Raw genomic sequence first — 21,946 nt, forward strand, 5'->3', positions numbered from 1 at the left:
CAAAAAAACAATATGGATTTAGTCAAATTATGGACTGTCTGCTCAAGCAATAACGTTGTTTTGAGTCTCGAACAACTTAACTCTCTTGAGAGATACCACAACGAACTGAAATACTGGAATTCAAAAGTAAATCTCATTTCACGCAAAGATGAAGATAATATTTTTGAAAGGCATATTTTGCATAGTTTAGCAATAGTTAAATATGTGGATTTTCCTCACAAATCAAAGGTTCTTGATATTGGTACGGGAGGTGGACTTCCCGGAATACCTGTAAAAATTGCAAATCCTGAAATTGATTTGCTGATGGTAGATTCAATCAATAAAAAAGTCAAAATAACAAAAATGTTTGCGCAGCACACAGGCTTAAGAAAGATTGATGCAGTATGGGCACGAGCCGAATCACTTTCTGAGAATCAGGAATATCGAAGAAATTTTAACTTTGTGTTATCCCGCGCTGTGGCGAAAACAGAAATAATCATCGGTTGGATAGGTAGAATAATTAAGCCCGGTGCAAAAATTGTATTATTGAAAGGTGGAGACCTCAGCGAGGAAATTTCAGCCTCAAAAAATCTCTATCCAAATTTAGATATTAAAGAAATTCAGATAGATTTTATCGGAGTTCCATATTTTAAAGAAGAAGGGAAAAAAATACTCATCTGCACATTTGAAAAAGACTAATATTTTGTATATAATATAATTAATCCATCCACCAAATACTTATTTGAAATATTACTCAATCTAATTAGTCTAAATTTAATTTATACCAACATTGATTAAGATAATTATTTTTTAAAATATGGAGTTAATTATGAACAGAACTTTCCTTATTAAAGCGATATTAATATTGCTACTAATATCGCTTAATTTTAATTATACATATTCACAAAGCGAAGGTCAGCGATTATCGTTTGGCTTTAATGCCGGTGGAGTAAAATACTGGGGTGAATTCACCGATAACCAGTTTTGGCTTGGAGGAGATTTATTCCTCCGATACAACATTATTCCCCAATTGTCCCTAACGGGATCTTTCGGACTAGCACAGATGCGTTGGAAAGTAGATGCAGCCGCACTCAATAAATATCCCGGATATTTTGGTGAAAATGCACAGCCGGGTGACCGCTACCCTGGAGTTGACCCAATTACAGGTGCAACTATCCAACCAAAGAATCAAACAAGATTGAACACCTATGAGCTGACAGCTTCATATAATTTCTTCCCTTCACAGAAATTCGTACCTTATGTGTTTGGAGGTATAGGTTATCTCGATTTCGAGCCACGTGCCGGTGATGTCGGCGGATTTGGACCGTTGCCCAATAATTCAAAGGAAATATATGATAAACAGCTTTTAATTATACCTGTGGGTGCCGGATTTGAATTCTATCTTACAGACGACTTAGTATTTAATGGTCGGGCAACATTACGTATTACTAATACAGACTATCTTGATGATTTGGCAGGTAAGCAGGAAAGTGGTTCAAATTGGGATGCCAATGCTGACGAAGCAAACGACCTATTTATGACTTTTGGTTTAGGATTTTCCTACTATATTCTTGGTGATGCTGATTATGATAATGACGGGTTATCAAATTCAAGAGAACGCGAACTTGGGACTGACCCTTACAACCCTGATTCAGATGGCGATGGTCTAAAAGACGGCGAAGAAGTATATATTTATTATACTGACCCGCTTAAACCTGATACTGACGGTGACGGACTGACCGACTATGATGAGATTTTCACTTATAAAACCTCTCCTGTAAAATCCGATACAGATAGTGACGGCTTAAATGACGGTGAAGAAGTTGCCAGAAAAACTGACCCTAATAATCCTGACACTGACGGTGATGGACTGCTTGATGGAGATGAAGTAAACAAACATCAAACTGACCCGCTGAATCCTGATACAGATAGTGACGGGCTTAGTGATGGCGATGAAGTGATGAAATACAATACTAATCCTAAAGCAAAGGATACCGACGGTGACGGGCTTGATGATGGTGACGAAATCAATAAGTATAAAACTAATCCTACTAATCCCGATACTGATGGTGATGGGCTTAACGATGGAGCTGAAATCCTAACTCATAAAACGGACCCGCTGAAACCTGATACTGACGGTGACGGATTATCTGATGGTGATGAAGTTTTGACTCACAAAACTGATCCGCTGAACAAGGATACTGACGGCGACGGACTTAGCGACGGTGATGAAGTACATAAGTATAAAACTAATCCTCTCAATGAAGACACCGATATGGATGGTCTGAAAGATGGAGATGAAGTTAATAAGTATAAAACTGATCCGCTGAACAAGGATACTGACGGCGATGGTTTATCAGACGGCGAAGAGGTTCTTAAATATAAGACTGACCCGCTAAACCGCGATACAGACAATGATAAACTGACAGATGGAAAGGAAGTCTTCGAAACTAAGACTGACCCATTAAATCCTGATACCGATGGTGACGGAATCATTGACGGCGAGGATGATTGTCCGCTTACACCCGGAGTACCAAGTGAAGAAAAAGGAAGTCATGGATGTCCACCTGCTCCAAAAATAGGTACTAAAACTGATTTCCCTGATATTCTGTTTATTGTAAATACTGATGATTTTAATTATGATTATGAGGGTACAGCTCAAAGTTTAGCTAAACTTTTGGATTATGTCAACCAATGCCCTGGTCTGCAAATCAGAGTAGAGGGTCATGCTTCTGCTGAAGGAAATGCAAAACGTAATCAACAGCTTTCTGAACTCAGAGCTAAGAAAGTTCGCACATGGCTTATTGAACAAGGTGTTAATGGTGACAGAATACGCGGTGCGATTGGCTTTGGCTCAAAGCAGCAAAAAATTCAGGAACCAACTGGTCAGGCTCTGAAAAGTATTGCAGCAGATGAACTTGAAGCAATACGCAAGCAAAACAGAAGAATAACTGTTGAGGTTGTCAGAACCTGCGATGAAGTGAAATAATTTAAAATTGAATTATTCATTCCCCTTGATACAATTAAAGTGCCAAGGGGATTTTTTTTATTTGAGTAAAATAGTTTTTATAGTTATTAGTTTATATAAATTGGTTTAGTGAATAATATATTTTTTATATGGAGAAATTGAAATGAGTAAAATATACATTTTTGCAATAGCAATATTTGCATTAGCATTTGTCGCTTGTACAGAAAACAATACTAATGTCAATGCTGAAAAAATGGCACTTGAAAAAATGGCTAAAACACCGGGTTTTACATGGATATATCTTGAAATGGATAAGTATGAACCTAAAGCAGAAATTTTGCCGGAAATTCAAAGAAAATTTAATTCCGCAGAACATACTTTCATTGTTTTTGCAAAGCCATCATGCTCATGCCCCGGAAAACATTTGCAAACACCTGCATTTCTGAAAACTTTGGAAACCGCAGGAATCCCACTTGATAAGTGCGAGCTTTATTCTCTTAGCTCTATAAATAATAATCATCCTTATGAAAGCACAATAAAACTCAAAGATTTACCAACAATCATAGTTATGAAAGCCGGTAAACCGGTTTACTCTGTCTCAGATACAATTAATACTATTACAAATGCAAATCCTAATTCAGGAATTACAGTTGAAGACGCTTTATTGTTAGGACTTACTGAATAATTTGGAGAATATATGGCTTATTGGCTTGTAAAAAGTGACCCTGATACATATTCCTGGGAAAATCTTTTAAAGGACAAGAAGACGGACTGGGATGGCGTCCGAAATTATCAGGCAAGGAACAACCTAAAGTTAATGGAAGTTGGTGACAATGTTCTTGTCTATGAAAGTCAAAGCACACGATTTGTAGCCGGTATCGCTGAAGTTACTAAGCATGCTTTTCAAGATACTACAACTGATGATGAACGGTGGCTTGCCGTAGAGCTCAAAGCCATTAAAAGTCTGAAGAACCCGGTAACACTTGAAACTATCAAGAATACACCTGCTTTGAAGGATATTGCTTTAATCAAACAAAGCAGGCTTTCTGTGATGCCACTGAAAGAGGAAGAATACAATACAATCATTGATTTGTCAAAGTAAATCAGTTAATAATTATGCAAAAATTTCCATTATGGACTCCAAATTCTGCTAATATCGAAAATTCAAATATCAATAAATTCAGAATTTATGTAAATGAAAAATACAAGATTGATTTACAGAATTACTCTGAACTTTATGATTGGTCGGTCATATACATAGCTAATTTTTGGCAGTGCTGCTGGGACTTTTTTGATATAATTCATTCAAAAAGATTCGATACAGTCCTCTCACTTAAAGACAATGATAAATCACCTGATGACATAACAAATTATGAATGGTTCAAAGGTGCAAAACTGAATTTTGCTGAAAACCTATTGAGATTTTCAGATGATGAGCCGGCAATTATACATTATAGTGAAAATTCGGAATCAAGAAGACTAACCTACAAAGAATTATATCTTCAGGTAGCGAAATTAGCTAAGGCTTTAAGAATTTGCGGCATAAAAAAAGGTGACAGAGTTGCGGGATATATCACAAATTGTCCTGAAGCTGTCATTGCAATGCTCGCAACCACTTCAATAGGAGCTGTATGGACTTCAACTTCACCTGATTTCGGCACACAAGGAGTTTTGGATAGATTTTCTCAGGTTGCACCTAAAGTATTAATCGCTGTTGACGGATATTATTATGGTGGAAAGAAATTTGAATCACTTCAGGTCGTCAAACAAATTCAAAATTCTATCAACTCTATCGAGAAAATTGTTATCGTCGAACAAATTGGAAGTAATATACCGAAAGATAATTTATACATTTCTTACAAAAATTTTACAAATAATGATGCTGAAGATATATATTTTGAGCAGACAGATTTCAATCATCCTGTTTATATAATGTATTCATCCGGTACAACTGGCGTTCCGAAATGTATTGTTCATGGTGCAGGCGGCACATTAATACAGCATCTTAAAGAATTAATTCTGCATACCAATCTCACAGATTTAGATACTATATTTTATTTTACAACTTGTGGTTGGATGATGTGGAACTGGCTTGTTTCATCGCTTTCGACGGGTGCTACATTGTTTCTCTTCGACGGAAGTCCGGCATATCCGGATATATCCCGCCTTTGGAAAGCGGTCGAAGATGAAAGAATTTCAATATTCGGCACAAGTCCTAAATATTTAAGTTCATGTCAAAAAGCCGGAATCGTTCCCAAAGATAATTTCAACCTCGACTCTCTGAAAGTATTACTTTCTACAGGTTCTCCCCTCAGCAGTGAAAATTTCAGATGGGTGTATGACAATGTTAAAAGTGATCTCCAGCTATCCTCAATTTCAGGCGGTACTGACATAATTTCCTGTTTTATGCTTGGAAATCCTACACTACCTGTTTTTTCAGATGAAATCCAGTGTCGCGGTCTAGGTATGAAAGTAGAAGCATTCGATGAAGATGCAAATCCTGTCTTAGTTCGTAAGGGCGAACTGGTCTGCACTGCACCCTTTCCATCAATGCCTGTATATTTCTGGGACGATGATGATAATCAAAAGTACTATTCTGCATATTTTGATGTGTATCAAGGCATTTGGAGGCATGGAGATTACATCAAAATCACAGAACATGGTGGGGTAATTGTTTATGGCAGAAGTGATGCAACTTTAAATCCCGGAGGAGTGCGAATAGGTACTGCTGAAATCTATCGGATTGTTGAGGCTATGGATGAAATTCAAGACTCGGTCGTAATTGGATATCCAAAAGAAAATGACGTAAGTGTAATTTTGTTTATAGTAACAAAAGTTAATTTCAAATTAGATAAGGATTTGGAAAATAAGATTAGGTCAGTAATTAAATCAGAACTGACTCCAAGGCACGTGCCTGAACAAATTTTCAGTGTAAATGAAATTCCCCATACTTTGAACGGTAAGAAAGTCGAAATTGCAGTCCTTAAAACTCTTTTAGGCGAAGATGTTAAAAATAAAGCATCACTTATGAACCCGGATTCACTCAAGCAGTTTGAATATATAAAGATTTTGAGTTAAGATTACCACTCAGATAACTATCTATATACAATTAATGCATTATTCAAATAATTTAAAAGCTTTTTGTCAATTTTGAAAGATTATTCTGATAATAAGCAACTGATATTTAGAATATATTTCAATAAAAAAAAAAGCCGGTAAAATAATAATTTCACCGACTTTCTTTTAAAAACATAAAAAGATTACTTCACTACCGGAATTTTGCTTAGAAGTATTAGTTTTTTCGGATCGGAATAATCATACTGATAAAAACCGTCTTCTCCTATCATCAGCAAAGAATATCCCAAAGGAATGACATCGAAAGTCTTCATCTCCGGCTGCCAGTCAAGTAATTTAAGATCTTCGGGATTTGCAGCATCAAAGACTTTCAATCCTGCCGGTCCGTCACAGATAAAGAGGATATCATTATCAAGACCGAGTCCGGCAGGTTCTTGCATTGGATAAGACTTGATTAATCTTGGATTTCGCAAATCACGGATATCCAATACATCAAGCTGATTCAGGTTTCCGGCACAAGCAGTACCTGTTCTGAGTGTTACATAAGCATAATTATCATCTGCAACAACGGGATCGCAAGCTCTGGCATGACTAAACTGACCAAGCAACTGAGGATTCCAGGGAGTTGATACATCATAAATAAACATGCCGGTCATAGAGCCTATAAAGAGTCTGTTCTTGAACGGAAAAATAGTTTCAATATCCCAACCAACATTTAATTTTGACCATAATTTTGGGTCAGCAGGTATCTTGATATCAACCACCTGAAGATTATTTCTATCCACAGCATACAAATAATTATCATAAATTGTGAATCTTGCCATAGAGCCTCCAATTCCTGTTGCTCCTGCCCCACCTTTGGCACCTGAGAAATCAGCGTTTGGTCTGCCTTCACTCATATCAACACCAATCGGCATACCATCGCCGCAGTCTTTGTAAGAATACTTGATTACAGTATCTTTCATAATCACATCAATAAGAATCCCTTTATCAGGGTCATTGAATCCAAAAACTTCAGAATTAAGTGAATTTGGAAATACATTTTCAATTCTCTTTACTAAATTTGCCTGAGTTGGATTAGTTATATCAAAAGCAATCAAATCAATATAACTGTCTGCAAATAAAATATTATTTTTTACTGCAATGTCGCCGTTACCGGGTATTTCTATGAAAGAAATTATCTGAGGCGAAGATGGGTTTGCATTGTTGACAACATGTATACCCTCTTTTTTCTCATTAATAAAAATATAATTTCCATAAACATAAATTTTTCCGGTATTTTTAAGCTGTTTAGGTGGCGACACTTTGACACCGTTTCTAATTTCGTTAGCCGGTTTATAAATCGGTTGATAAACTACTGTTTTGTACTCATAATGTTGGGTTGTACAGCAAGCAGAAATCGAAACTGCTATCAAACCTGCAATTACAATTTTCAAAATAATGTTTCTCATTTAACCTACTCCTTTATGTAAACTAATATATACATAAATAATTAATTACCAATATTTTAATCAGTAAAATTAATAAATTTTTTCTATATAATCAAAGGAAATTTTGAATTCAGGAAATAACTGTATAATTTAACAAATTTTTTCTTTAAATAATTCAATAAATTGCATTTACGAAAAAAATATTAAAAAAATTTATACATTTAAACAAATAGAATTTCATAATTCATTCTAATTGTCTATTTTTGTAAGTTGAATTAAATGCATTTTGTAATTTTTATTGAATAATCGGCGAAGAGATAAATTGTTTAAATTATTTTCAAATGATGTTGCGATAGATTTAGGTACAGCCAATACACTTATCTGGATGAAGAATAAAGGTATTGTATTGAATGAACCTACAATAGTAGCTTATGACCGCTCGACAAAAAATATCATAGCCATAGGACATGACGCACAATCTATGGTTGGCAAAACACATAAAGACATAAAAATCATCAGACCCCTCAGAGACGGAGCCATCGCTGATTTTGAAATAACTGAAGGTATGCTTCGAGCATTCATTCGTAAAGTTTCGATGTCCTGGCAGCCTGCAAAGCGGGTAGTTGTATGCGTTCCTTCAGGAATCACAGAAGTTGAGAAGCGCGCTGTCCGCGATAGCTGCGAACATGCCGGTGCTAAGGAAGTTCACCTTATTGCCGAACCAATGGCAGGGGCAATAGGTATCGGACTGAATGTACACGAGCCGATTGGTAATTTGATTGTTGATATTGGCGGTGGAACTACCGAAATTGCTGTAATTGCACTTTCTGGCATTGTCGCTGATGAATCTATTCGAATCGCCGGTGACGAAATGACTAATGCTATTGTTCAGTATTTCCGTCGCACTCATAATATATTGATTGGTGACAGAACAGGTGAAACAATCAAATGTACTGTCGGTTCAGCTGTTCCACTCGAAGAAGAGATTGAAATTGAAGTAAAAGGCAGAGATATTGTTCTTGGTGTACCAAAATCAATAATTGTCAGTTCAAGAGAAATACGAGATGCTTTATCAGAATCTGTTAACGAGATAGTAGATGCTGTATTAAGTCTGCTTGAAAGAACACCTCCCGAACTTTCTGCCGATATTTTCGACCGTGGAATTATGCTCTCAGGCGGTGGGGCACTTCTAAAAGGTTTGGACGAAAGATTGAGAAGAGAAACCAGTCTTCCTGTTCATGTAGCTGATGACCCTTTGACTGCTGTTGTAAGGGGTACAGGAAAAGTTCTGGAAAATTTATCGGATTATTCCTCAGTGCTTATCAAAAGCACGAGGTATTAATGCCCACCGGAAAAAGAGTAGTATTGTATGACTAAGACTGTAATCTGATATGCAAAACTTTATCAATTTTGTTACCAGATACAAAGAATATATTGCATTTACTTCGCTTGTGATTATTTGTCTGGCTTTGATTTCTATTGGAGATGTTTCAAAAATCGGTGGTTTCAGGACTATTATTATTGGTTCTACTGCATGGATTCAGGGTGCATTTTCATGGATTCCTAATCCCGGATCACTCCAAAACGAAAACCGCTCACTCAGAGAATTAAACTTACAGTTATCAACTGAGGTAATTAAGATGCGAACTTCAGCAATCGAAAATAACCGATTGCGCCAGCTAATTGACTTTAAAGAAAAATATCCCGATACGCTAATCAGTGCTGAAATCGTTGGAAAATCAAGCATCGAACTGAGAAATTATAATGTAATTAATAAGGGGAAATCCTCCGGATTGGAACGTGGTATGTCTCTTAGAACCGATGCGGGACTTGTTGGTTATATAATAGGCTCATCTGATAATTACTCGCTTGTTGAAATGCTCAATAATCGAAATGTAAAAGTATCGGCTAAAATCCTGAGAACCGGAATAGACGGTATTATAACATGGAGCGGTGGTGAGTATTTTAATCTTAATAATATCCCAACCTCATTCGATATTCAAAAAGGCGATGTAGTTTTGACATCTGAGTTTTCTAATAAATACCCGTCCGACATTCCATTCGGTGAAGTTATTGATGTAATTGACGAGAATAATTCGCTCTTTTTTACAATTAAAATTAAGCCTTATGTTAATCTTTCAACTGTAGAACAAGTATTTGTTATCAAAAAAATTCCAGATGAAGAGCGAAACGACCTGCTTAAAGAATTAGAAGACCGACTTAAAATTAAAAAGCAAAAATAATTATGTTCCTTAATCCTGAAAGAAGAAAAACACGTGACAGGCAATTGAGATTTGTATTTTACTCGATTGCTGCTTTGCTTATTATTGTATTTCAGATTTCAATAGTAAACCTTATTGAAGTAGGTGGCTTAACTCCAAACTTAATGATAATTCTTGTAGTTTGGATTTCTCTTGCTGAAGGTCAGTTTATAGGATTATTTGCCGGTTTTATAGCTGGTTTTTTATTCGATGTCGCAACATTTGACCTAATAGGAACAAATGCTCTGGCTCAAACAATGAATGCATTCATTGCAGGTTTTTTTCACAGAGTAGGAAAGGAAGATTTGACTCTCAAGAGATTCAGCTTTGTTATAACAGTATTCATCGGATCGGTAGCTCATAATATTGTTTATTTCTTCTTTTATTTAAAGTTAAGCGAACTTGACTTCTTCAGTTTCTTTTTTAAATACGGAATCGCCACAAGTCTCTACACGACAGTCTTTGGAGTTGTTGCCATATTGATAAAATTGCCCAAAAAAGAACTTAATATTTAACAAAATCTACTTCTTTATTCCATTTATTTAAAATAATACCGACATATAACCTTTATATATTGTTTATTAAAATTTCAATTTAATCATTATTAATTATGGCAAAAAAAGAAGATCTACTTTCAGGTTTTGAACCTTACGAAACAACAATATTAAATATTCCAAAAACATTGCCGGTACTACCGGTTAGGGATATTGTATTATATCCTTATATGATTTTTCCACTACTAATTGGTAGAAGCTCTACATTAAAAGCTGTTGGTGCAGGCGTTGAGAAAGACAAATATATATTTGTAACTGCACAAAAAAATTCCGAAGTTGAAGAGCCTAACTTCAATGATTTATACGAATGGGGTACAGTAGCAAGAATTATACAGGTACTCAGACTTCCCAATAATTTACTAAAAGTATTGGTAGAAGGGCTTTTTCAGGCGAAAATCAAAAAAAAACTAAAGAACAAAGATTATCTCGAAGCAGAATTGATAATAAAACCACAACCCGAATTTGGTAAAATAGATAAAGAACTTCAAGCCAATATAAACTTGTCCAGAAAGTTATTTGTTGATTATGTAAAAAATGACCCAAGTCTTCCTGATGATTTAATAGCAGCTTTCGATAATTATTCAGACCTTTATCAAAGGTTGTTTTTTGCTGCTGCAAATGTTCGATCAGAAGTAGAAAAAAAACAACCTATAATCGAAACTACAATCATAGAAAAGCAATATTTTCTTCTAAGTTCACTTTTAAAAAGTGAAATTGAAATGCAGAATATGCAAGTAGAAATTGGTTCAAAAATTAATGAACAAATAAACAAAACCCAAAGAAGATACTTTATTCAGGAACAAATCCGAATACTTCAAAATGAACTTGGAGATGGCGAAGATTCAGGCTCAAGCGAACTCAACCAAATTAAGGAAGCTATTGATAATGCAGGCATGCCTGAACACGCTTTTAAAAAAGCGATGGAAGAATTTGAAAGACTGAAAAAGACGCCATCAATGTCACCGGAATTTTCTGTAAACCGTAATTTTATAGAGATGCTCACGCAAATACCTTGGAAAAAAGCGACAACAGATATACTTGATATCAATCATGTGAAAAAAATTCTTGACGAAGACCATTTCGATCTTGAAAAGCCAAAAGAAAGAATTTTGGAATTTATAGCAATTCTGAATCTTGCCGGTAAATTAAAAAGACAGATATTATGCTTTGTAGGTCCTCCGGGTGTGGGCAAGACTTCACTTGCTAAATCTATCGCAAGAGCCTTAGGTCGTGAATTTGTTAGATTTTCTTTGGGAGGTGTGCGGGATGAAGCTGAAATACGAGGACACAGACGAACATATATTGGGGCTATGCCCGGCAAAATAATTCAATCTATGAAAAAAGCAGGTACTGTAAATCCTGTTATACTTCTTGATGAAATTGATAAAATGTCAATGGATTTCAGAGGTGACCCGTCTTCTGCCCTACTTGAAGTGTTAGATCCTGAACAAAATGCAAATTTCAATGATCATTATTTAGAAGTAGATTATGATTTGTCAAATGTAATGTTTATTACAACAGCAAATGTAAGATATGATATTCCCCTTCCACTTCTTGACAGAATGGAAATTATCGAACTTACAAGCTATCTTGATCCGGAGAAACTGCAAATTGCCAAAAAACATATTTTACCAAAATTATTGGAAGAATTTGGTCTTAATAAGCTGAAAATTGATTTTCAGGATGAGAGCATTACTAAAATAATCAGAGAATATACACGCGAAGCCGGCGTCAGAAGTCTTGAGCGTGAGATTGCATCTGTCCTTAGAAAACTTACAAAAGATATTGTTGCTGATTATTTCAGTAGTGAGAGTTTGAAAAAAGCAAACGAAAACCTTGGAGATGAAAAGCAGCAAGAACTTGCTAAAAGTATGCTCAAGGATAATCCGGCATTCTTAAGAAAAGTTAAACGAATAAGATACGATATTACCCCGGATATAGTTGAAAAATATCTTAAATCACCCAGATTCAAAGAGAAGCAAAAGAAATTGGATGATAAGGTTGGTGTTGTAAATGGACTTGCCTGGACCAGCGTAGGTGGCGATATAATGCCAATTGAAGTAACAATTATGCCCGGTAACGAAAAGCTGACTTTGACAGGTAAATTGGGTGACGTTATGAAAGAATCTGCTATGGCGGCACTTTCATTTATACGTTCTAATTATAACAACTTCGGTCTTAATGCTGATTTCAGCAAGAAAAGCGAAATTCACCTCCATGTTCCGGAAGGGGCAATTCCAAAAGATGGTCCTTCAGCGGGTATTACTATGGCAATTGCCATAATTTCTGCTTCTACGGGAGTAAAAGTCAGAGGAGATGTGGCAATGACCGGAGAAATTACTTTACGCGGTGATATTTTAGCAATCGGTGGTCTGAAAGAAAAACTGCTTGCAGCAAAACGCAGTGGCATGAATGATGTTTTAGTTCCTAAAGAGAATTTTGGTGATGTTGCAGATATTTCTGATGATATCAAATCAGGTCTCAAAATTCACTTTGTAGAGCATTTGAATGAAGCAATCGAAATTGCATTCAGAGATTTTCCAAAGAGGAAAGATGTAGTCAGGATGAAGCAAGGAGATAAAAATTGAAAAAAACAGCTGTAATAATGGCCGGCGGATTTGGGGAAAGATTCTGGCCCCTGAGCCGGATGAAACGACCCAAGCAAGTGCTCAATCTAACTTCGCCTGAAAAGAATATGATGCAGGAAGCCATTGATCGGATCCGAGGACTTATAGCGCCGGAAGATATATTTGTAATTACAAGCAAATTGCTTCTGGAGCCTATACGTATGTCATTGCCTGAATTACCACCTCAAAATATAATCGCAGAGCCTGCAAAGCGAAATACAGCTCCTTGCCTTGCTCTTGCTTCTGCAGTCATTAAAGCAAGATATTCAGAAATTACTGCTGATAATATTTTGACTGCGGTTCTTACTGCAGACCACAAAATTGAACCAAAAGAAAATTTTAATGAAATCATCAATGAAGTATTTGGTTTTGTTGCATCCAATGATGTACTGGCTACAATTGGTATTAATCCAACAAGACCTGAAACCGGCTACGGCTATATTGAAGTAGGCAAAGATTTATCAGGTAGAATCAGAAAAGTTAAAAGTTTCAGAGAAAAACCGGATTTAGAATCTGCACAAAAATTTGTAAAGTCTGGAAATTTCTTTTGGAACAGTGGAATGTTTTTCTGGAAATTGAGCACATTTGATAGTGAAATGATTTTGAATTGTCCGGAAATTGGAAATTATATTTCAGAATTAACGAAATTATATAGCAATTATAATTCAGAAGCTCTGAATAGTTTCAATTCACCGGCTGAAGAATTATTTTCAAGTTTGCCGTCAATTTCAATTGACTATGCATTGATGGAAAAGTCTGCTAACGTTGTGTGTATTAAATCGGACTTCAATTGGGATGATGTTGGAGCATGGGATTCTTTGGAAAGAGTTCGCGAAAAAGACGAAAACTCTAATATTTTAACCGGAAATAACCTCCTGATTGATTCAAATAATTGCATTATTATTAACGACAATTCGACTATTCAGAAAGTTACCGGAATAGGTATTGAGAATTTAATCATCATTAATACCGGCGACAGCATTATGATTTGTCCTAAGGACAGAGCTCAGGATGTAAAACTAATTGTAAATGAACTTCGTAATAATAATGAGATTGAATTACTTTAGCGTTTTTTCGAAATTATGTTAAAAGAAGAAAGAAACTTAGGAATTAAGCCTGTTAAATTATGGCTTGATGATGCAGACTCTTCAACTTTGTCGCAGGTTGCAAATCTGGCTGATTTCCCATATACTTTTCATCATGTGGCTTTGATGCCTGATGCGCACGTAGGTTTTGGGATGCCGATTGGCGGAGTTCTCGCTTTGAAAGATGTAATTATTCCTAATGCAGTTGGTGTGGATATTGGTTGCGGGATGTGTGCTGTCCGAACTTCTTCAAATTTTGTCAGCAAAGATGTTTTGAAGAAAATTTTAGGCGAAATTCGAAAAGCTGTACCTGTCGGATTTAATCATCACAAATCAGCTCAGGACTCGAAATATATGCCTTCTAATAATGGAGTATTAGGTATAGATTCAATTGCTGCTCGCGAATATGATGCCGCATTAAAGCAAGTTGGAACACTCGGCGGCGGGAATCATTTCATAGAAATTCAAAGGGGAGATGATGGATTTATTTATATTATGATTCATTCCGGAAGTCGCAATATTGGCAAACAAGTAGCCGATTATTACAATAATCTTGCAGGAAAATTACGTGAACAAAATAATGATATTCCAAAAAATTGGCAACTTGATTATTTATTTTTAGATAGCATGGAAGGACAGAATTATATTCGAGAAATGGAATTTTGTGTTGATTTTGCCTTTGCCAATAGAAACTTGATGATGGAAAGAGTAAAAGAAATTTTTGCAGAAGAGACAGGTTATTTCGAATTTGATGAAATGATAAATATTCCTCACAACTACGCTGCTTTAGAAAATCATTTCGGAGAGGATGTTTGGGTCCACCGCAAGGGAGCAACCAGAGCAATTCATGGAGAAATCGGCATTATACCAGGCTCACAAGGTAGCGCTTCATACATTGTCGAAGGCAAAGGGAATCCTGAGAGCTTTACTTCTTGCTCACATGGTGCCGGACGCACAATGGGACGAAACGAAGCACAGAAAAAACTCTCCGTAGAGCAGGAAGCTGGACGCCTCGATAACCTTGGCATTATTCATTCAATCAGAACAAAAAAAGACCTCGATGAGGCGCCCTCAGCATATAAAAATATTCAAAAAGTTATGGACAACCAGACAGATTTGGTTGATATTCTTGTCGAACTGAAGCCTCTTGCTGTCGTCAAAGGCTAAGTATTACAAGTTTATCTCCAACCTCAGTATTACATCAAAATTTGCTTGAATAAGCTGAAATTCATCACTGTTTGGACCTTTTACCCGACTGTACTCAGTATAAATATAGAAATACGGTCTTGTTTTCAGACCTTCGGATAATACCTGTGCAGTTGTTTCCGGAATATCCAGTATTCTTTTTGCTTCACGGTAATAATCTGCAATTTTAACATCATCATATTGTCCAAGAATAACAACCGGCTCATTTGGGTCAGGTTCGAAATCATTTGGGTCAAAGGAATAAATTGACCTTCCCGGCTTAGGTTTTGCAAATTGAAATGAATATTTAATAAAGTGAAATTCCAATTCATCAGTGGCAGGATTAAAAATTGTACCATCTCCATACACAAGCGAATCTATACGATAATTAATTTGCAGAATTTCTGCTTTTGAGATTTTTTGACGATTCTCCTCATATTCGGGATATTCATATAAATTTGAAAAATCTACCGATGTATCGGGAACAGCTCTGTCTAAAAACGGAGCATTGAAAAATATCGGTATCTGAATTGAGAATGTCTGCAATTTATTGATTGTATCTGTATAACAACCTGAAACAATCACTGCCATTATTATAAATATTATTTTTTTCATTTTTGAATTTCCTTATTTTTAATTAATCGGTACTTTTGCTTCAACAATCACAGTGCGGCAATAGAATCTTCCTTCAGGTAAATCATTGTCATAAATTAGCTTGGTCTCCCCCATACCAATTACTTTGTATGGATGACCGTCAAGGGCTTTCCCTGTTGATTCAGCTCTTGCTGTGGACAGGCGCATATTATACTTATCATCACCGATTCTATCTGTAAAACCCAGAATAGTTACATCTGTATCCGGTGTAAGCTCGGATTTTATAAAATCTGTTATTGATTTATTCACAGCACTTAAAGTTGACTTATCAAAATCAAACAGAATTAAATTATAAACATTCAGTGAAGTATCCCTCGTAGCATTGAGTCTTTTATCTTTTACTGAAATAACTTTTATCGGGTTATTTAATACTGTCTCACGCAAATTATTCTGCTTATCAATTGCTGAAAATTTAGTTTGAAGATTATTCTGCAAATTCCTTTTTTTAGTACCTTCACCTTCAAGATACCATTCTAAATTATCTGTAATTTTATCGCCACCGGAGAATTTCTTAAGTGGCTCACGGGTAGCTGACATACTGGAAATAGACCAGCTTTGAAGCCCTGCTTCAGCAACTGCTGAAGGGATATATTTGATAGCAGGTGGATTAACCCTGATTAAAGTATCAATGATAAATACAGGTGCTGTAATATCAAGGTCATTCGATGATATTTCAACTCTGCGATTCTCAGCCTGCCCATCCGGGTCACGATTGTTTGAAGGCACTCTCGGAAGATTTCTTGCTTCGACTGCTATTCTTTCCGGCGAAATTCCCCAAACTTGCATAAAATAATTTTTGATATTTTCTGCACGCTCACGTGAGAGTTTAGTGTTGTTTTTTTCAAGACCAATATTATTATTATTGCCTGTAAGTGTAATTTTCGCTTCGGGTTTATTCCTTAAACGAAGTCCAATTACATTAAGTAAATCATAATAACTTTCGAGTGGAGACTGCCCCAGCATTTTTCCGAATGAAAATTTTTCTGAATCATCTTTACTGATCTGATGATACTTTGCAGGGATTTCAGACATATTTTCTTCATAAAAAACGTATGGAAGTAATGCCCTTGTTTGACGAGATTCAAATTCTTCGATTATAATTGTATCAAGTTTAGTCTCGATTTCATCATTTAAGGCAAACATTTGTAAGGATATATCAAAATCCCAAACTTTTTCCTTAATTACAGCAATATAATTAGTTTTTGGCTTATAAGCATTGACAAAACTCATATCTGCAAGAAGACGCTCTTGCTTGACATCTGGATCAGGCAAAGGATATTCAATCGGCTTGAACTTTTCTTCCTTATGGTCAAAGAATTTTATTGACAAGCCCAGATTGACTACCGGTTGAGCAGCATAGCTGATATCACCATGCAGCCTGAAAATCGAAAAATCATAATGTGCTCCGGCTGTAATACGGAAACTGTTAAATGTTTCGACATTAATTTTCAAATTTTCTCCGTTGCGGATTTCCAAATATGGGCTGTTAATGTATTCATCAATACTAAAATCCTGACGAACCATCAATATATTTCCGGATAAATTTTCATACATCAAACCTCCATAAACGCTGATATTATCAGCAAATTGATTGGATGCTATCAGACCAAGACCAAGCGAGCTGATATCAATCCCCCTGTCTCTGCTCATAGAGTGATAAGCTGCAGTTATTCCAAAAGAAAGAGGGTCATCGGAGTCATTAATATTAAGTAATTTATCAATATTTTGATTTACCCCAATAGTAAAATAATTAAACGGTGCATCCTGCATATTGAATGTCAAGAATCTAAACCGTACTTCAGTCCTTGTTGGAAGTCCAAAATATAGCTGAACTATTGGCAGGGCAGGCATAAATCCTATGTCGTTCCCTTCTAAAAATCCTACTGATTTATAAAAAGAATCAGGTGGGAAAAGGTTTTGTGGAGCAGCAAAAATTGAATGTGACCTTCCGCCGTACAAAGTTGGCTGACTTACCGTCCCACTTAAATTTTCTATTAACCGCCCATCAATCATTTGGGCTGTTTTTACGCGTCCGGAATTGCCGTATAAATCGGGGAGCACAGCGTCATAGGTGCGGTGTGAAGATGGAATCATCATTCCGGCAATTGAAATACTAAGCCCCATAGACCAGCCATTACTGAAATAAGCGGTATTATACAGCGATGTATTAAAGCCTTCACCAATACTTGTAAAAAATGGCTTCAAATATCCCGAGGCGTTCTGAGATGTAATTAGATTAAACTCTCGTGTAAGCTCAAGATCATTTGATACTAAAACATTCGAGTATGATATAATCAACATCATAATGAGCAGTATAAATTTTTTCATATAAACATCTCTAATTTGTTTTTCAAATTAATTTCTTTTTCTAATATAAAAATATAAATAATTTTTGAAAAATAAAAAGTTAAAAACAATTTTGAGGTAAATTTAATCGAAAATAGGTCTAAAATAATTAATGCTAACAACAATATATTATAAATATATCTTTTACGTTTATGTAGAATTATTTTATAATTTTTTTTTGGATTTTATTATGGAATCAAGATACAAATCATTCAAGTATGTTGAACAGTTGCCGGAATTAGTTGACCAGACAGTTACTCTCAGAGGTTGGGTATATAACATTACAGGAAAAGGGAAGTTACAATTCATTATGCTGCGTGACGGCACGGGCATCGTACAATGCGTTGTATTCAAGAATAATGTTAGCGAAGAAGCATTTGAAGCAGGAAAATCACTTACACAGGAATCATCATTAGAAATTACAGGAAAGGTAGTTGCTTCAGAAAAAGCGCCCGGTGGCTTTGAAATTGACGCCTCTGACCTGAAAGTACTGCATATTTCATCTGATTATCCTATCACTCCGAAGGAACATGGCGACGCATTTTTGATTGAAAATCGTCACCTTTGGCTTCGCTCATCACGTCAGATGGCAATTATGAGAATTCGCGCTGCAGTAATGAAAGCAATTCGTGACTTTTTCGATGGTAACGGATTTAAACTTCTTGATTCTCCAATACTTACACCTAATGCCTGCGAAGGCACATCAACCCTGTTTGAAACAGAATATTTCGACCTTGGAAAAGCATATTTATCCCAATCCGGACAGCTTTATGCCGAAGCTTCAGCACTTGCTTTAGGAAAAGTATATACATTTGGTCCTGCTTTCAGAGCTGAAAGGTCAAAAACTCGTAAACATCTTACCGAATTTTGGATGGTCGAGCCGGAAATGGCATTCTTCGACCTGAATGACGATATGGATTTAGCTGAAGATTTGGTTGAATATATTGTTCAATATGTGCTTAAATCCAGCAGAAAAGAACTCGAAATTTTAGAGCGTGACACTACACATCTTGAAAAAATACGCCGTCCGTTTTATAGAATGTCATATTCAGAAGCTGTTGATTGGATGATTAAGAATGATATTCCGCTGATTAAGAAAGTTGACGGCCAGGATGTCGAAATTCGTCCGTTCCCTTGGGGTGAGGATTTCGGAGCTGTACAGGAAGAGGCAATTATGGAGCAGTTCGACAAACCTTTGATAATTCACCGCTATCCTACTGAAATTAAAGCTTTCTATATGAAACGTGACCCGGACAATCCTAAAGTTGTACTTGCTATGGATATGCTTGGACCTGAAAAAGCTGGCGAGATAATCGGCGGTAGTCAGCGTGAGGACAGCTTTGATTTGCTTCATGAACGAATAATTCATGAAAATCTGCCGGAAGAAGAATTCAAATGGTATCTTGATTTACGTAAATACGGCAGTGTGCCTCATAGCGGATTCGGGCTGGGAGTTGAAAGAGTCGTCAAATGGATAACAGGCGCCTCACATATCCGTGAAACTATTCCATTCCCAAGAATGATTTACAGAATTACACCATAATTAATTACTCTCTGATTATTAAAGTCGTCACTTATTTTAATAAGAGGACGACTTTTTTTGTTGAAATAAATTATTATTAAAATAGTATTCTTTGAGAAAATGAGTTGCAAAATAATTATTTAATTAAGCGATATTTTTTTTGCAATTATCATTTTTTTATTATATTACAATTATGATTCTGTCATTTTTGAATTTAGTTCTTTTTATTAAGTGGGTTGAGAGATTAATTGGTGCAATTAATGTGCCACTATTTTTAATATATGGAGTATTTATTATGAATTCTAATTTATTTTTTACAAAAATCACATTTTTTGATTTAGTTTCAAAAAGTGATTTTTTTTCTAAAATATGTAAATAAAATCTAAAAATCTTTACAAAGGAGATGTAATATTTAAATAAAATCTAAAATTTTTTACTATTTAAATTCTGTTAAAAAATAATTTTGATATTAAATAAATTTTGATTAATTTACATTTATGATTTATGTATAATTCAGATTATTTAAAATCAGAAATATTGGTACTCAGAATGTGCCTTATTTATCATTTTTTGGAGGATATGATGAAAGGAATTTGCATCTTTTTATTCTTAATAATAGCATCAATTTCAAAATCTGATGCTCAGCAAATTGAGTGGGCTGAGTTAATACGTGGAAAAAATTGGGAGGGTTCATCGGTTATTGATACAGACCAAAAGGGAAATATTTTTGCTGCCGGATTTTACTCTTCAGATACAGTATTCTTTAATAATGGAATAAAACTCTTATATGATTGGAATGATAGATTTTTTATTGCAAAATATTCTCCTGACGGAAAATGTCAATGGGTAGATAGAATTTACTTCTCTACAACAAGAATTGAATTATTTTTAGCGACTGATAATGATAATAATTTTTATTTGAGTAGCAGATATAATTCAGCAGGAATGAAATTTAGTAATGGTGTCGAGCTTAGTGGCGTCGGTAACGATGATATTTTTATTGCAAAGTTTGATAACGATGGAAAGTTGCTTTGGGTAAAATCAATGGGAAGCAAATATGAGGATTATCCTATGAACTTAACAGTTGATAACAACGGCAATGTTATTGTATCTGGTGAGTATTTACACGATTCTCTTTTTATTGAAAACGACATTTATACCAAAAATGGAAAGATGGGCTACTTTATTGCAAAATATAGTAAAAATGGTAACCTGATGTATGTTAAAAACTTCAATTCAGTTTCCGAAAATGATTCAACGAACGAAGTATATATTAGAGCTATTAAAAATGATTCTGAAAATAATCTTAATGTAATGATGACATTTTCAAACTCAATTATGCTTGATGATAATATTTCATTTCAAGCTGATAGTGTTGAGACTAAACGACTTATGGTAAAATATGATGAAAATGGAACTATGCTTTCGGCAAGAACATTTGATTTTACAAAATTAGTAAATAAATCCGGTATGGGAATTTCTGATTTTGATTTAGATGATTACGGAAATTATTTCTTTGTGGGATGGACTTCCGCAGGAAAAGTATTGTTAGATAATGGATTTGAACTTGACGGTGGCTCGGAAGGTGCATCATTTATTACAAAGCACGATAAGGATGGAAAATGTTTGTGGGCTGAAACAATTTCCGGTGGAGATGGTTTGAGATTTGCTTACTTAAAAACCAACAAAAATAAGTGTTATATATATGGAGATATTAGGGATGGTAAGAAAATTAATAGCCAAAAAGAAGAAATATTAGGATTGGACAAGAGAGGATTATACATAATACAAACGGATGCAACAAGTAGTATTTCAAGAGCTTATGGTATTCCTGCACCAAGATGGCACATACCAAGTAGTTTTTGCATAGATAAAAATGACAAATTGATTATTGCAGGCGAATTTGTCGATTCAATCTCTTTTGGTGGTGAATACACTTATGATGAATCTATGAATGTGGATATATTCATTGCAAAATATGATATGACCAAGACAAGTGTAGAAGAATTCAAATATAATCATAATTTTTCAGTTTACCCCAATCCAACAAATGATTATATTACAATTTCTATCCCTGAAATCAACCATAGGGTTAACCCTATGGTTGATAAAGTGCAGATTTCCAACACACTTGGTATTGACCTCACCCCAGCCCTCTCCATAAATGGAGAGGGAGTAAAAATTGATGTTTCTCACCTTCCAGCAGGCGTGTATATCATCCGTATTGGCAATAAGGTTGAGAAGTTTGTGAAGATGTGAG

General features: G+C 35.3%; 16 protein-coding genes. 13 read left to right on the top strand and 3 right to left on the bottom strand.

What is annotated here, in order from left to right; genetic code table 11:
- The first annotated feature begins 12 nt into the window (after positions 1-12).
- The 5 genes from rsmG to KF896_12425 all read left to right on the top strand — a co-directional run bounded on the left by rsmG (position 13) and on the right by KF896_12425 (position 6,025).
- Positions 13-678, top strand: a complete 666-nt coding sequence (gene rsmG / locus KF896_12405) for a 16S rRNA (guanine(527)-N(7))-methyltransferase RsmG (GenBank protein ID MBX3044508.1) — start codon at positions 13-15, stop codon at positions 676-678.
- 130 nt (positions 679-808) lie between these two features.
- Positions 809-2,968 carry an OmpA family protein gene (locus KF896_12410; GenBank protein MBX3044509.1) on the top strand — a complete coding sequence of 720 codons (2,160 nt, stop codon included), beginning with the start codon at positions 809-811 and terminating at the stop codon, positions 2,966-2,968.
- A gap of 142 nt (positions 2,969-3,110) precedes the next feature.
- Positions 3,111-3,632, top strand: coding sequence for a hypothetical protein (locus KF896_12415; GenBank protein ID MBX3044510.1), 522 nt, complete (start codon positions 3,111-3,113; stop codon positions 3,630-3,632).
- Positions 3,633-3,644: 12 nt separating this feature from the next.
- Positions 3,645-4,049: an EVE domain-containing protein gene (locus KF896_12420; GenBank protein MBX3044511.1), complete on the top strand. Its 405-nt coding sequence runs from the start codon at positions 3,645-3,647 to the stop codon at positions 4,047-4,049.
- A gap of 14 nt (positions 4,050-4,063) precedes the next feature.
- Positions 4,064-6,025: an acetoacetate--CoA ligase gene (locus tag KF896_12425; GenBank protein ID MBX3044512.1), complete on the top strand. Its 1,962-nt coding sequence runs from the start codon at positions 4,064-4,066 to the stop codon at positions 6,023-6,025.
- A gap of 182 nt (positions 6,026-6,207) precedes the next feature.
- Here the strand turns inward: KF896_12425 and KF896_12430 are convergent, their stop codons facing one another.
- Positions 6,208-7,473, bottom strand: a complete 1,266-nt coding sequence (locus KF896_12430; GenBank protein MBX3044513.1) for a hypothetical protein — start codon at positions 7,471-7,473, stop codon at positions 6,208-6,210.
- Positions 7,474-7,774: 301 nt separating this feature from the next.
- Here KF896_12430 and KF896_12435 point away from each other — a divergent pair, with 301 nt between their 5' ends.
- From KF896_12435 to KF896_12460, 6 genes are all read left to right on the top strand, one after another.
- Complete coding sequence (locus KF896_12435; GenBank protein ID MBX3044514.1) at positions 7,775-8,794, top strand: rod shape-determining protein; 1,020 nt, start codon at positions 7,775-7,777, stop codon at positions 8,792-8,794.
- Between the two features lie 49 nt (positions 8,795-8,843).
- On the top strand, positions 8,844-9,695 hold the full coding sequence (gene mreC, locus KF896_12440) for a rod shape-determining protein MreC (GenBank protein MBX3044515.1): 852 nt from the start codon (positions 8,844-8,846) through the stop codon (positions 9,693-9,695).
- Positions 9,696-9,697: 2 nt separating this feature from the next.
- Positions 9,698-10,228 carry a rod shape-determining protein MreD gene (mreD, locus tag KF896_12445; protein MBX3044516.1) on the top strand — a complete coding sequence of 177 codons (531 nt, stop codon included), beginning with the start codon at positions 9,698-9,700 and terminating at the stop codon, positions 10,226-10,228.
- Between the two features lie 95 nt (positions 10,229-10,323).
- A complete protein-coding gene (gene lon / locus KF896_12450; protein MBX3044517.1) occupies positions 10,324-12,855 on the top strand; it encodes an endopeptidase La in 2,532 nt (843 codons plus the stop codon).
- Positions 12,852-13,961, top strand: coding sequence for a mannose-1-phosphate guanylyltransferase (locus KF896_12455; GenBank protein ID MBX3044518.1), 1,110 nt, complete (start codon positions 12,852-12,854; stop codon positions 13,959-13,961). The genes lon and KF896_12455 overlap by 4 nt, the downstream gene beginning before the upstream one ends.
- 15 nt (positions 13,962-13,976) lie before the next feature.
- A complete protein-coding gene (locus tag KF896_12460) occupies positions 13,977-15,146 on the top strand; it encodes an RtcB family protein (protein ID MBX3044519.1) in 1,170 nt (389 codons plus the stop codon).
- A gap of 3 nt (positions 15,147-15,149) precedes the next feature.
- On the opposite strand, the gene KF896_12465 is transcribed toward KF896_12460, so the two are convergent.
- Entirely contained in the window at positions 15,150-15,779 is a 630-nt protein-coding gene (locus KF896_12465; GenBank protein ID MBX3044520.1) for a hypothetical protein, read from the bottom strand.
- 18 nt (positions 15,780-15,797) lie between these two features.
- A complete protein-coding gene (locus tag KF896_12470) occupies positions 15,798-18,146 on the bottom strand; it encodes an OmpA family protein (protein MBX3044521.1) in 2,349 nt (782 codons plus the stop codon).
- Positions 18,147-18,354: 208 nt separating this feature from the next.
- Between KF896_12470 and asnS the strand changes: the two genes are divergently transcribed.
- Together asnS and KF896_12480 are read left to right on the top strand one after the other, a co-directional pair.
- Entirely contained in the window at positions 18,355-19,707 is a 1,353-nt protein-coding gene (gene asnS, locus KF896_12475) for an asparagine--tRNA ligase (protein MBX3044522.1), read from the top strand.
- Between the two features lie 561 nt (positions 19,708-20,268).
- The gene (locus KF896_12480; GenBank protein MBX3044523.1) at positions 20,269-21,945 is read left to right on the top strand and encodes a T9SS type A sorting domain-containing protein; all 1,677 of its coding nucleotides are present in this window, start codon (positions 20,269-20,271) and stop codon (positions 21,943-21,945) included.
- Position 21,946 lies beyond the last annotated feature (1 nt).

The organism is Ignavibacteriota bacterium (genome assembly GCA_019637995.1).
In the GTDB taxonomy this organism is placed as follows: Bacteria; Bacteroidota; Ignavibacteria; order Kapaibacteriales; family UBA2268; genus JANJTB01.